Origin of the sequence: Streptosporangium sp. CA-115845, from assembly GCF_050943795.1 — a bacterium.
In the GTDB taxonomy this organism is placed as follows: domain Bacteria; phylum Actinomycetota; class Actinomycetes; order Streptosporangiales; family Streptosporangiaceae; genus Streptosporangium.
Map to the genome: position 1 here is coordinate 293865 of NZ_CP191988.1, position 13716 is coordinate 307580.

General features: G+C 67.8%; 10 protein-coding genes. 7 read left to right on the forward strand and 3 right to left on the reverse strand.

Annotated features, from left to right (window positions below; translation table 11 throughout):
* Positions 1-28 precede the first annotated feature (28 nt).
* From ACQP0P_RS03415 to ACQP0P_RS03430, 4 genes are all read left to right on the forward strand, one after another.
* Positions 29-790, forward strand: coding sequence for an SDR family oxidoreductase (locus ACQP0P_RS03415; RefSeq protein ID WP_433370710.1), 762 nt, complete (start codon positions 29-31; stop codon positions 788-790).
* A gap of 145 nt (positions 791-935) precedes the next feature.
* Positions 936-1538 (forward strand): hypothetical protein, encoded by a 603-nt coding sequence (locus ACQP0P_RS03420; protein WP_433370713.1) that lies wholly within the window; start codon positions 936-938, stop codon positions 1536-1538.
* 1063 nt (positions 1539-2601) lie between these two features.
* The gene (locus ACQP0P_RS03425) at positions 2602-3510 is read left to right on the forward strand and encodes a hypothetical protein (protein ID WP_433370716.1); all 909 of its coding nucleotides are present in this window, start codon (positions 2602-2604) and stop codon (positions 3508-3510) included.
* 3 nt (positions 3511-3513) lie between these two features.
* A complete protein-coding gene (locus ACQP0P_RS03430) occupies positions 3514-4419 on the forward strand; it encodes a hypothetical protein (protein ID WP_433370719.1) in 906 nt (301 codons plus the stop codon).
* Between the two features lie 50 nt (positions 4420-4469).
* Here the strand turns inward: ACQP0P_RS03430 and ACQP0P_RS03435 are convergent, their stop codons facing one another.
* Both ACQP0P_RS03435 and ACQP0P_RS03440 read right to left on the reverse strand, forming a co-directional pair.
* A complete protein-coding gene (locus ACQP0P_RS03435; protein WP_433370722.1) occupies positions 4470-4889 on the reverse strand; it encodes a hypothetical protein in 420 nt (139 codons plus the stop codon).
* A 1075-nt stretch (positions 4890-5964) separates the two neighbouring features.
* Positions 5965-6519, reverse strand: coding sequence for a YceI family protein (locus ACQP0P_RS03440; protein ID WP_433370725.1), 555 nt, complete (start codon positions 6517-6519; stop codon positions 5965-5967).
* Positions 6520-6812: 293 nt separating this feature from the next.
* Between ACQP0P_RS03440 and ACQP0P_RS03445 the strand changes: the two genes are divergently transcribed.
* Entirely contained in the window at positions 6813-7400 is a 588-nt protein-coding gene (locus ACQP0P_RS03445; RefSeq protein WP_433370728.1) for an ArsR/SmtB family transcription factor, read from the forward strand.
* A complete protein-coding gene (locus ACQP0P_RS03450) occupies positions 7397-8128 on the forward strand; it encodes an SRPBCC family protein (RefSeq protein ID WP_433370731.1) in 732 nt (243 codons plus the stop codon). The genes ACQP0P_RS03445 and ACQP0P_RS03450 overlap by 4 nt, the downstream gene beginning before the upstream one ends.
* A 208-nt stretch (positions 8129-8336) precedes the next feature.
* On the opposite strand, the gene ACQP0P_RS03455 is transcribed toward ACQP0P_RS03450, so the two are convergent.
* Positions 8337-8495, reverse strand: coding sequence for a hypothetical protein (locus ACQP0P_RS03455; RefSeq protein WP_433370733.1), 159 nt, complete (start codon positions 8493-8495; stop codon positions 8337-8339).
* 806 nt (positions 8496-9301) lie between these two features.
* Between ACQP0P_RS03455 and ACQP0P_RS03460 the strand changes: the two genes are divergently transcribed.
* Positions 9302-13645, forward strand: coding sequence for a glycosyl hydrolase (locus ACQP0P_RS03460; RefSeq protein ID WP_433370736.1), 4344 nt, complete (start codon positions 9302-9304; stop codon positions 13643-13645).
* The last annotated feature ends 71 nt before the right edge of the window (positions 13646-13716 follow it).

Consider the following 13716-nt stretch of genomic DNA (forward strand, 5'->3'; position numbering starts at 1 on the left):
TTTCGGACCGAACGAGTTTGGAGAAGCCATGACGTCACCCATCCTGCTCACCGGCGGCACCGGCACGCTGGGACGCCTCGTCGTACCGCTGCTGCGGGACGCCGGCTGCCAGGTACGGGTGCTCAGCCGGCGCGGCCACGAGCCCGGGGACGGCATCGAGTACGTGACCGGCGACCTGCTCAAGGGCGAGGGGGCCGAGTCCGCGGTGGACGGGGCCGAGACCGTCCTGCACCTCGCGGGCGGCCCCAGGGGCGATGACGAGGCGACCCGGAACCTGGTGCGGGCCGCCTCCCGGGCCGGGGTGCGGCACCTGGTGTACATCTCGGTCATCGGGGCGGACCGGATGCCGTTGGGGTACTTCAGGACCCAGCTGGCCGCGGAGCGGGCCGTGGCCGACTCCGGCCTGCCGTGGACGACGCTGCGGGCCGCCCAGTTCCATGACCTGGTCTTGAAAGTGGTGCGTGCGATGGCGAAGCTGCCGGTGATACCGGTTCCGGGTGGGCTCCGGTTCCAGCCGGTCGATCCGCACGAGGTGGCGGCCCGGCTGGTGGAGCTGACGCTCGGCAGGCCGGCCGGCCGAGTGTCCGACCTGGCCGGGCCGAAGGTGTACGGGATGGCCGAGCTGAGCCGCGAATACCTGCGGGCGTGCGGCAGACGCCGGTTGATGATGCCGGTCCGGATGCCGGGGAAGGTGGGCCGCGCGTACCGGGCCGGCGAGAACCTGTCTCTTGAGGGGGCCACTGTGGGCAGGCGGACCTGGGAGGACTTCCTGGCCGAACGGGTGCGGTAGCGGATCGCCCCGGTGCCCCCGACAGGTCAACGCCCACACTGCTCCGCCATCGAGCACGTAAGTACACACCCGTTCAGCACCGGCCAGGACCGAATTCCAAGCACCTGATCATGGCCGGGACGGTCCTGATAGGGAACTGGACGGCGTGCGGGCGGTCGGGAAACTGTCGTTCTGCTCTGCTTGGATCGTCGCCAGTTTCACGAACAAGAACGACCTCCGGCGGTTGGACATGAAGGGGGAGGAATTCGTGGCCGAGTTGCTCGCGGACCTGGTACAGGAGATAGAGCCGAGAGATTGGGAGGGCGGAAGGTGGATGGTAAGCGACTTGGGGGCGCTTGACGGGGACGACCTGGCAGTTTGGGATCGGGAATGGCCAGGAGTGAGACGCGAATGGTTTCAGATCGGCCCCAATGCCGTGATGTTTCACGACGATGACAAAATCGCGTACGTCCGATACGAGTCGTGGAGCGAGGAACCACCTCAGGCCGAGCGCGAGTGGAATCGCTCCTGGTCGGGCGAGATCTACCTACGGACAGGACGGATACAGCTCAGTCACTATTTTCCCGGGGAAGACGAATTCGAGACCTTTGATCTTGGACGACCAGGCGCCACCTGGCACGTTCGCGTTCTGCAGAGAGAGCCGCAGAACGTTCCGAAGATCGAGTACCCCGGCTTTGTTCATATGGTTGGTGTCTACAAGCTCCAGTTCTGGGGGCCGGTGCTACCAGGAGAGATCCCGGAATCATGACCCGGCGTTCCACGTCGAGCCGCTCGCTTTCGAGCCGGTGACAGGGGAGTGATGAGTGTCGGCCAGTTACATCGAGGCTGAGAGAATTTAGTCATGAACGCCTCTTGCCGGGCTGCGTTCGTGGGAGCCGCAGCCGTCATCGGATTCGCCGGTGTTTCCTGGAGTCAGGAGGTGATGGCCGAGGCGGCACGTGTGCGGAGACCGGCTCACTCTGGCACCCCGCTCATCGCGCCTGCCGTTCAGGAGTATCGGCTCACGTACCTCAGCGAGTGGTTCGGCGAATTTGAGGATGAGCCGCCATCGATCGAACTCGTCTACGGAGCGCCCACGCGACCGCTTGGAGATCAAGGTCTAAGCGGCCTCCACCGAGGCCGCTTGCGCCCAACCTGTTCCGAACGTGACTCACAGGTCCGACATAATTGGGGCCTCCCGACAAGTGTCAACGTATGTCTGTGTGCGCCATGAAACCACCTATACGAGGGTGTTCGCGCCCTGGTACAGGTCGCGAGTGACACAGTGCCCGAAGCTGACCTTCTCGTCGTGCTGCCGATGTTCCGCTCGGTCGCGGCGGAAGAACCGGCCGCGGTTGGCGAGATCTGAGACGCGTGTCCTCCAGAATTGTTCTATTTCAGGCCGGAAGCCGGGTTGCGGCCTGATGATCGTCCGTGGGTGGCTGTAGATCCTCGTCGATTGCCGGAAGGAGGCCGCCGGCGAGAATGAGACAAACAATACTAAAGTGAATATCGAGTCGATTATCTCCTGAATGGTCGCCGGATTACGGTTGGCCTTCTCGGGATCCACCTCTCCGGGCGTGACCAGATCTTTTCGCCTGGAATCCTGGAGAGGCTTTTCAGCTGGTAGCTAGAAGCATATGATCCACCATGGTTGCTGCTGTTCCCGGCAAACCGTATGTGACTTGAGTACGAGGCGATTCATGTTCCTATCCGCCTGATACGAACGGGGCCAGGGCTCGTGCCGGCTGCCCAGTCACGTGACACGGGTCCTCGATGTTTCTCGGTCGCTGTCTGGGCGAGTCGCGCGACAATCCGTTCTGGAGGCATGTATGAGCGGACCGAAGAGGAACGTGCTTTTGGCGGCGTTGCTCGCGGTGTTCTTCGCCCTCGGCGCGTTCCTGATCATTCGGCCCGCGTTCCAGAGCAGCCCTGTCGAGGGTGGCTTGTCGGCGGGGGAGAGTTCCTCGTCCAGTTCGCAGTCTTCTGGTAATCAGAATTCCGGAAACCCGCCGACGGGGAAAAGCTCCTCGCCCATTTCACAGTCTTCGGGTGCTTCACAGTCTTCACCCGCTTCACAGTCGTCGTCCGCTTCGCAGTCCTCGGGCAACCAAAATTCCAGCGGGCCGAAACCCCGGATAGAGGCTTGGCGGGTTGGCGGGGCGACGGTCGACAACCAGTATCCGGCCGCGAATTTCGGCGGGGTTTTCACCAGTGGTCAGTCGTGTGCCGTCCTGGAAAACCTCAGCTCGACCCTTCCGATCACGGTCGTGAGCATGAGCGTGAGGCCGTCGAACGTTTACGGAGCGAGAAACTGCGAACCTGATTTATTGGGAAGCACAGATCTGACAGGGGCCGTGCCGTGTGCGCCGGGTGTTGTCCTGCCCCCACGGCAGCCGCCGCGCCGAGGCTGCTCGGTGGGTGTGGAACTGCTGGTCACCGACCGCGACCAGCATCATGGCGAGATCGTTCTGGTGACCCGCGTGACGTGCACCACGCGGAAGGTCGCACCGTGCACGCTGCTGCCCTCCACTCTGAACCCGACAGAGGCCTTCCCGATCACGCTGACCATCGACCAAAAGATCGGGTTCACCGGATCCAACCAGAACAATCCTGACACGGAGACGGAGGAGCCGCCTGTCACGGAGACGGAGGAGCCGCCTGTCACGGATAGGCCGACGTCTCCGCAGACCACAGAATCGGGAGAGCCGCCAGTTGAGACAACCTTCCCGAACGACTGAGACGTGACCGGCGCCGAACCCCAGGAGGAGACCCCCCAGACACCCGGTTTCGTGGCGCAACTGACGGCCTACAGCAACATCATCGCCCCGGCCAGCGTCATCACGGCCCTGTTGTTCTACTTTGGTTACCTGGCCACGCGCGCCCGCTTCGAATACTTCGGCGTCTATCTGGACCTGGTCAACCTCTCCACGCCCGATCTGCTGCTGTACGGCTCGGATGTGGTGTTCGTCCCGATCACGCTGGTCGCGTTCACCGTGCTGGTCGCGTTCAGCCTGCGCTTGGCCGGGCAGTGGCTCGTCTCCGAGCCCCGGCGCGACACGCTGTCCGGCTGGATCACGCTGACAGTGCTTCTCGTGGCAGTTCTGCTGCTCCTCAAAGCACTCGTGGGTATTCTCGTCCCTTCCGTCTCCAGGGAAGAATCCCCCGGTGTGACCCCGCTGTCGTTGACGCTGGGCGCGCTCCTGTTGCGATACAGCGCCTCGCTCTGGCAGACCCTGGCCGCCCGCCGCCCCCGGCCCACCTGGATGCCCCCGCGCGAGGGCATCAACGTCGGACGCTACGCCCTCCTGTCCCTGATCGTCGCGGGCCTGTTCTGGGCAGCCAACAGCTTTGCCTTCGTCTACGGCAACGGCAGAGCCCTCGACGACGTCGACGGCCTCACAAAACGTCCAGCCGTCACCCTCTACAGTCACGACCTCGTCGACGACCCACCCCAGGGAGTCGTCCATACCGTCCTGCCAGGCAAGGAGAAGTTCCGTCACCGCTACACCGGCCTGCGCCTGCTGGTCGAGTCCGACAAGCGACTCTTCCTGGTCCCCGCCCCCTGGTCACCCGATACAAGTCGCACCCTGGTGATCGAAAATTCCTCTGACATCAGGCTCCAACTCGTCCCTCCCACTCCTGGCTGAAGGGGACTGTGGAAAGACGGCACCTCTGTGCCGCTGGAGATATCGGGCGGTCAGAGGTCCAGGCCGGAGCCGCCGAACCGGTCCCGGAGGAACCTGCCCTGGTCGCGCAGGGCCTGCTCGTCGCCTCGGTAGACCGACTCGGCCACCTTGCGCAGCTGGCTGTCCAGCAGGTCGAGCTGGGCGAGCAGCTCCTCGTGGGCGCTGCGCTCCCGCTCGCCGCGCCGGGTGAGCGCGTACGAGCGGGGCAGGTTCGCGTACGCCTCCAGGCTGGACGGCAGGTAGTCCCTGATCGTCTGCGACACGATGTGCAGGTGGTCGGGTGCGGAGGTGAGCGCGTCCGCCCGCCGGAGGATGTCGCGCACCACCTCGGCGAGCACGCCGACTCTCGCCACCACGTCGTCGGGGAACCGGTTCCCGCCGATCTTGGCCAGCAGGGTGTCCAGGTCGGCGTGGAGCCGCCGGGACTCCACCTCCGCGTGCGAGATCGTGAGACGTACCCGGTCCGCCGTGCGCCCGCAGCGCCTCGCCGTACGAGCGGATCCGCTGGAGCACCGGTCCGGGATTCCGGTCGGGCAGCGTGAAGGTCTGCGGGGTGCCGGGGGTCGTGTTGAACGGGATCATCGTGACCGTATCGCGGTCACGGAAGCGCGAGAACGCTCCGCTGACGGAGGTGTCGGCGCCGGACAGGGCGGTCAGCGCCTGCTTGAGCGCGTCGATCCGTTCGCCCTCCATCGACCCGGAGGTGTCCAGTACGAACAGCGTCCGCGACGGCCTGCGTACCTGGTTGAGGTAGACGCCGATCAGCTCGTCGGCCGCGTCGCGCCGGTTGGGGAAGGGCAGCTCCACCAGCGGCGCGGACCCGAAACGCCGGTCCGGCCCGACCTCGGGGACGATCGGCCGACGGTGGGTCGTGGTCATGACCTCCCGCTGGATCTCCGGGGTGCGCAGCCAGGAGGCGAGTTTCCGGTACAGCTCCTTCTTGCCCGGTGTCGCGGAGCTCAGCAGCGTGAGCGGGTAGTCGGCCGTCACCACCCCGTCGCTCAGGTAGATCAGCGTGAGCGGCTCGGAGAGCCTGCCGGAGGCGTTGAGGCCCAGCAGCACGGACTCGTAGTTGACGAGCCCGTCCACCTCGCCCTGCCTGGCGTACGCGTCCGCGATCGGTTTGAAGGCGGCGATCGCCGTGGGGGAGGAGAACGGAGCGAACGTGCGGGTGGCGCCCCGGTCACGCTTGATCTTCTCGGCCGCCGGAGCGCTGGACGGGAACGCGAAATCGTACATCTTCTCGCCATAAAGTAAAACAGGTGCGCCGTCACCTACCGCGGCACCTTGATCTCGGCCGGCTCCGCACGCCTTGAGCGCCACGTCCTGACCTGGTGTCGAGACCGGCGGCGATTCCCATCGGCTCGCCCAGACCCGGCCCGGGAAGTCGGCGTCGGTGTGCGGCCTCAGGAGATGGAGCCAGGTGACGGGCGAGGCCTCACCGGCACCCGTGGACGATCTCGATCAAGGGCTGCAGATCGAGCCGTCGGGCCCGCATGCTCGGGGTCACCGCCCCGGGGAGAGACCGGCGTCGAACCGTACCTCGACGTCGTCGCCGAGTTTGAGTGTGCCGAAGAGCGCTGAATAGGGCCGGATGCCCCACCGGGTCTGCACGATGGTCGCCGAGCCGCGTACGCGGTCCTCGGTCAGCAGGCCCTGGAGCGTGACGGGCCGGGTGACGCCGACGATGGTGAGATCGCCCTCGACGCGAAACGACTCCGCTGTTCCGCTGATCCGTGTCGACCGGAACGTGATCGTCGGGTAACGCGCAACGTGCAGGACCTTCTCCTGAAGGTTCTTCTTGATCTCTCGACGATCGGAGTCCGTGAGCGGCTTGATGCCACCGGTTCCCTCCCGGACTTCGAACGACCCTGCGTCGACGTCGACGGTCACCGAGGAGCCGGCCGGATCGGCGACGTCGATCGTGGCATCGCCGTGCCAACGGGTGACCTCGATGGTGAGGTCATGGCCGGCCTTCGCCCCCAGCCCGGTACGGGCCGTATTGACGATGAGCCGGCCGGACTCGGGTCCCAACGCGTAGCTACCAGAGGTGACGCCCACCAGGTCAGGCTATCTCGCACCCGAAGGCTCACCGTGGCACATACGTCGGCATGGCGAACACCAGGACCGGAGCCGACGCACTTTTGGCCGCCTGTCGCTTCTCACGGGCGGGGATCGCGCAGGTGCGATCCGACCTTCGGCGCGTGCGGAGCCGGCAGGTTCCGGGCGAGAACCCGGCGCGGTCCTGCCCTGGGCCTCGGGAGGGGCTCGCCGGGACCCGAGCCCGGCAAGGCCGATGTGCCGATAAATAAGGCGTCCTTGACGAGTTAATTTGTCGGTCATAGCCTGTGGTCATGCAAGACATCGCCGTGATCGAGGATCCAGCCGCCGCCGAGGTCTCGCTGGACCCCATCCGGGCCCGGCTGCTGGCCGAGTTGAGCGAGCCCGCCTCCGCGACCATGCTGGCCGCCAAGGTCGGCCTGCCCCGGCAGAAGGTCAACTACCACCTCAAGACGCTTGAGGCGCACGGGCTCGTCGAGATGATCGAGGAGCGGCGCAAGGGCAACGTCAACGAGCGCATCATGCGCGCGACCGCGGCCTCCTACGTGATCTCCCCGGCCGCGCTGGCGTCCGTCGAGCCCGACCCGGCCCGCTCTCCCGACCAGCTGTCGGCCGGCTGGCTGCTGGCCGTCGCGGCCCGGCTGGTCCGCGACGTCGGGGCGCTCATCGCCGGCGCCGCCAAGGCGCGCAAACGCGTCGCGACCTTCGCGATCGACACCGAGGTGCGCTTCGCCTCGGCCGCCGACCGGGCCGCGTTCGCCCAGGAGCTTGCCAGGGCCGTCACGACCCTGGTGTCCACGTACCACGACCAGTCCGCCGAGCACGGTCGCGACCACCGGATCGTCGTCGCCGTCCACCCGAGCATGAAGGAAACCCGATGACGCACCCGTTCGAGCTGAGCCAGGAGATCGAGCTCAGTGCCACGCCCGAGCAGGTCTGGGACGCGATCGCGACCGGGCCGGGTGTCGACTCCTGGTTCATGGGACGCACCGAGATGGGCACCGCCGAGGGCGGCCCGGCGAACCTGACCATGCTGGGCCACACCGAGCAGGCCACGATCACCGCCTACGAGCCGGGCACCCGCCTGGCGACCCGCAGCGAGCAGGCCCCCGACGGCCGGTTCATGGCGCTCGAATACCTCATCGAGGGGCGTGGCGGCGGCATGACCGTGCTGCGGCTCGTGCAGAGTGGCATGCTCGGCGACGATTGGGAGACCGAGTTCGAGGCGATGCAGGCCGGTTGGCCCATCTACCAGGAGACCCTCAAGCAGTACCTCGCGCACTTCACCGGCCGCACCCCATCGGTCACCACGGCCTTCCGGCCCGGAGCGGGCGGTCCGGATGCCGTCTGGAAGACCGTCACCCAGGAGTTGGGCGTCACGCCGGACGTCGCCGAGGGCGACGACGTCCGTCTCCCGGACGGCTCCGCCGGGGTCGTCTACTACGCGAACCTGCCCGTCAACCTGGGCGTTCGGACGGACGAGGGCCTGTACCGGTTCATCCACTCCGGTACCGACCGCGGCGACGCCCTCGTGCTCGGTCACCAGAACTTCGCGGGCCGCGACGAGCAGTCCGGGTGGGACACCTGGATGGCCGAGCACTTCGGCTGACCGGCCGGTCCCGGTCAGCCCGTCAGGTAACACCTTTATCCCTCGCGCCGCGACCAGATCAGCGTGGGCGGCGTGCTCAGCGGCCCACTCTGCGAACGAACGTGGCTCGCGACCGGTGATCTCACGCACCGCGGGCGAGATGGAGGTGGACTCGGGTGGCGGGCTGCTCTGCCAGGAGGTGAGCAGCTCGCTCCGGTCACCGGAAACGTCATTGGCTTGCCTTGGCGATCTCGTGACCGACCCCACCGGAGACAACCGGGATGACGCCCCTTCTCGCCCGCGTCTTCAGCCGCTGCTCGGCCACGACCGGCATCGTGCCGTTCATGACCCTGGTCGAGCAGGTCATGACCCGGGAACCGGACGCCATGGGCCACTCAGCTGATCCATCCGCTCGGCCCCATGCTCGCACGGCCCGTCTACGGCTGGTAACACGTCGGAAACGCCCTATTCATCGGCCATTGACAGGGCTTGATGCCGAGGCTTAGGTTCCGAGGGACTGGTTGCTAAGACGTTTTTTGAAGATAGAGGCCGGGAAGTAGCACCTGTTGAAACGATTCACTTTCAGTTGAGAACGAGTTGGCCAACCCCCGGCGATGCCGGAGTTCCTTCGCTGACGGCTCCCGGCAACACGACCGGGCCTCTTGGGTGGCTGTTGCGGGGTGCCGTCCCGGACGGGTTCGACGTCGTTCTGTCGCCAGGGGCCGGTTCTCGTCAGCGTGGGGCCGGCGGCCGCTTCGTCGCCCGCGCTGCGCCTCGGGATGCGGCGAGATCACGCTGTTGAGCTGACGGCCCGGTGCCGGCCGTGTGATGGCCGGATCGACAAGGGATGCGCGGGATGTTTCGGATCGGGGAAAAATACTCGTTGCTTCTTTAAAACGTTCTAACAGAAGTGCCGAATGAGAGAACCGGGCACGAGGTTTGCCACGGGCCGGGTGCGGGTGACCGCGGCCCTCGCCACCGGTGGCAACCCGCCACCGGTGGCACCGCAGTGGCTACGGCGGTGGCTACGGCGGCCGCCGCGATGGTCCTTTCGGTCGGCGCGCTCACCGTGGACTCGCTCGCCGACCCTCGCCATCTATTGAAACGATCTAACTCCCCCCAAGGAACCGGTGCCGGTTCGGACGGCACCAAGGCCGGACAGACGACGAATTCCGAATGACGCAAGGAGATTCCATGACACGACGATTCATCACCTGGGCGGCGGGCGGTGTGGCCGCGCTGCTCCTCGCGGTGACCGTTCCGCCGACCGCGGTGGCCGACTCCGCCGGTGCCGCCGGTGCCGGTCGTCCCGGCCCCGCCGGTGCCGGGACGCCTGGCTGGGACGCGAAGACCGGACGGCTCGACCCGGCCCTGTTCGCCGAACCGCCGGGCACGGCCCGGCCGCACGCCTTCTGGTTCTGGAACGGCAAGCTCACCGAGGACGAGCTGTCCCAGCAGCTCGACCAGATGAAGGACAACGGCGTCGAGGAGTTCTTCATCCACCCCCGGCAGGGGCTGGGCGGGGAGTTCGGCGTGACAGAGAACGCCTACTACCTGTCCAAGGACTACTTCGACAAGGTCGGCTTCGCCCTCGCCGAGGCCGAACGCCGCGGTATGAAGGCCTGGCTCTACGACGACCTCAACTGGCCGAGCGGCTACGCCGGCGGTCGTACGGTCAAGGGCGGCGACGTCGACGGAAGGACGGTGCCCGCCAACCCCGACTACCTGCCGTGGTATCTCACCCCGGTCGCCAAGGACCTGACCGGGCCGGCCCGCTACGACGAGCCGGTGCCGGTGCCGGTGCCGGGCGGTTGGTCGGTCGGCGACGACGTCCTCACCGTCAACGGCGGGGAAGTGGCCCTGTCGAAGGACGGGGCCGACTGGTCGGGATACCGGATGGAGTTCGACCTGACCGTTGACGCGCTGGCCGGCGGGTGGACCATGCACAGCCGGGACGCCGCGAACCTGGTCATGGTCAACCTCACGACGACTTCCCCGTACAACCCCGAGGCCGGCTCGACGTTCGGTGTGCACGTCCGGGTGAACGGGGCGTACCAGCTCGTCGGCGGGCGGGTTCCGGCCGGAACGACGATCCGCGACGGCGAGCGGCACCACGTCGCGACCGAGGTCCGCGGCGACACGGTGACGCTCTTCCTCGACGGCCGGGAGGTCGGCAGCCGCAGCGACCCGCGGATCGCCGCGCTCGCCAAGGGGCGCGTCGGCCTCCGCTCCGGCCAGGACGAACGGGCGCGCTTCGACAACCTGAAGGTCACCTCACTCGACGGCGGAGCCACGCTGCTCGCGGACGACTTCTCCGGCGATCTCGTCCGCTGGGACGTGACCCAGTCGCCGGCGTCCTCGCTGGTCGCCGCCGTCGCGCTGCGCACGAGCGGCGACGGCGGCTGCGTGACCGACGGCCAGGCGCGCGGCGCGGCCCTCGACGGCGGATCCGCCGTGGAGCTGACCGGCAGAGTCGGCGCGGACGGCCGGCTGCGCTGGGATGTGCCGGAGGGGCGCTGGTGCCTGCTGCACCTCGTGCAGCGGCCGCTGGCCAACTACCATCCGGACCTCGAGCCCGACCAGCCCTACGTCGACATGCTCAACCCGAAGGCCACGGCGAAGTTCATCGACATCACCCACGAGACGTACGCGCGCCGGTTCGGCAGGTACTTCGGCTCGATGATCCAGGGAATCTTCAACGACGAGCCGGGTTTCTACAACAACTTCCCGGACAACCGGGGCGGCGTCGACTCGCTCGGCTCGATCCCGTGGACCCCCGGGTTCCGCGACTACCTCAGCCGCAACGCCGGGTACGACCTCACCGCCCGGCTCGCCGCGATCTGGTACGACACGGGCGCTGCCACCACGAAGACCAGAATCGACTACTACGACGCGCTCTCCGATCGCTACAACGAGGCGCACACCAAGCCGCTCGCCGACTGGGCAGCGGCGCATGACATCGCGCTGATCTCCAACCCGCTCGTCGAGGAGGATCTCGGCAGCCACCGGCTCATCGGGGGCGGTAGCTGGTTCGAGATGAGCAAGCACTATCAACTGCCGGGCATGGACCTGATCAGCGGCCTGGACACCAACGCCATCACGCCGAAGCTGAACTCTTCGGTGGCACACCTCTTCGACCGCAAGCGCAACCTCGCGGAGACCTTCGGCGCGTTCGGCTGGGACCTGTCGATGGAGGAGATGAAGCGCACGGTCGCCTGGGAGGTGGCAGGCGGCGTCGACCTCATCGACAACCACGCCTTCTACTACTCGATCGACGGGCAGCGGCGGCATGAGTCGCAGCCGAGCCAGTTCTTCCAGAACACGCTCTGGCCGCGCTTCGGCGCGTACGCCTCGTTCACCGGCCGGCTCGTCGAGCCGGCCCGAGGGGCCACGCCGGTGAACCCGGTCGGGCTGCTCTATCCCAGTTCGTCGGTGATGGCCGAGGGCACGCCGTGGACCGTGCGCGGCTTCGCCGGCAACGGTCCTGGGTTGAGCGAGGTCGACGGGTCGTGGAAGGGCACGTCCAACACCCTGCTCGCCGCACAACTCGACTTCGACTATCTCGACGAACTCGCGCTCGCCGGGGACCCGGACCTGAGCGTCGGGCTCACGGTGAACCGGGGTCGGCTGCGGCTGCACGACCAGACCTTCCAGGCCCTGGTCATGCCGAAGACCACGGTGCTTTCGCTGGAGGCGCTGGCCGCCGCCGAGCGGCTGGTCACCCAGGGCGGCACGGTCGTGGCCGTCGACGGCCTGCCGACCCGGGAGGCGGAGGGCCGTGATTCCGAGCTGCGCCGGAGGCTGAAGGCGCTGTTCGGCACCGACCCCGCTCAGCCCGCGGCCTCGCGCAAGGCCGGCGGCACCGGTGGTCTCGCCGTGTACCTGCCCGATGGCGCCAAGCTCGCGCAGGTGCTGAAGGAGCGGATCGACCCCGGGGTGACGATCTCCCCGGCCAGCCCTGACATCCGGGTGCGACACGTGAAGCGGGCGGCGGACGATGCGGTCCTCGTCACCAACCTCTCGGCCTCGACCGTGCGCACCGACGTGACGGTCAGCCTGCGGCAGGCGCCGGAGATCTGGGACCCGGAGACGGGCCGGACCGAGCTCGCGGCCATGTTCCGGCTCGGTGACGACCGGGTGACGGTGCCGATGGAATTGAAGCCGTACCAGGCGACCTGGCTGGTCTTCCGTCCCGGCGTGCACCCGGTTGGCCGGACTCCGCACGCCACTGTCGGCAATGCCACTGTTTCCTCCGTCGAACCGCACGGTGACGCGTTGCGGGCGCGAGTCGTGGTGGAGCGGAAGGGTGACGTCTACGTCGGCGGACGGTACCGCGGGAAGACGTACGGCGGGAGTGTGACCGTCGATGACCCGCTCACGCCGATCCCGCTCGACGGCGCCTGGCGGTTCCGGTTCGACCGGGATGGCGCGCAGACCGTAAGCCGGCCGCTCGGGTCGTGGACCGCTCTGGACCCGAGGTTCTCCGGCACCGGCGTCTACACCCGTGATGTGACGATGCCCGAGGGCTTCCTCGCCGAAGGGCGGCGCGTGTCGCTCGACCTCGGCGCGGTTCGCGAGCTGGCCGCGGTCTCGATCAACGGATCGGAGCCACGCCATGTCGACTGGCGGCCGTACACGCTGGACGTGACGGACCTGCTGCGGCCGGGCGCGAACACGGTCGAGGTGCGGGTGACCAACACGCAGGCCAACGAGTTCGAGGACCGGGCCCACCCGTCAGGCCTGCTCGGGCCGGTGGTGCTCCGCCCGCAACGCGTGCTCGACCTCACGCTGCGCGCAGGCGAGGAGGTCCGCTCACTCGCGCTGGACGCCGCGCCCAGGTCGGTGCGGGTACGGCCTGGCGGCAGCGCCCGGCTCGCTGCCACGATCGAGGGCATCGCGCCCGACCGGCTGTCCGGTCTGCTCACCGTCTCCGCGCCGGATGGCTGGGAGGTCGAGCCGGCCACGCAGCGGTACGACGTGGCCTCGTCGGGGGTCCCGGTCACGGTGCGGCCCGGCATGACGGTCACGGTTCCGGAGTCGGCAGAGGACGGCACGTACGACGTCACGCTGACCGCGACCGGCGACGACGGGCGTAAGACGGCCGCGACCGTGCGGGTGGACGTCACCCACACGCTGGCGGCGTGGGAGTTCGCGACAGACGGGGACGCCGAGGGCTGGACGGCCGCCAGCCAGCTCACCCCGTTCACCGTCGCGGGCGGCGTGCTCGCCACCTCCGCCACCGGCGGCGACCCGTTCCTGGTCCAGGGCGAGCCGCTCTCGCTCGACCTGGACCAGGGGCTCACGGTCGAGGTGACCATGTCGACGTCCGCGAGCGGCCAGGGGCAGGTCTTCTGGACGACGGCCGCGCAGGGCTGGTTCTCCGAGGACAAGAGTGCGAAGTTCGCCGTGACCGGCGGCGGCACCCGCACCTACACCGTCACGGTTCCCGCCCAGGCGACCCGGCTCACCGGGCTCCGGTTCGACCCTCTGATGACCGAGGGCGACATCCGCATCGATGCGATCAGGATCCTGCCCTGAGGCGGCGCAGACCCGCGAGGTCTCAACCAACGGCCGGTACGTCTACCGCACCGGCCTGCCCGCCGGCAACC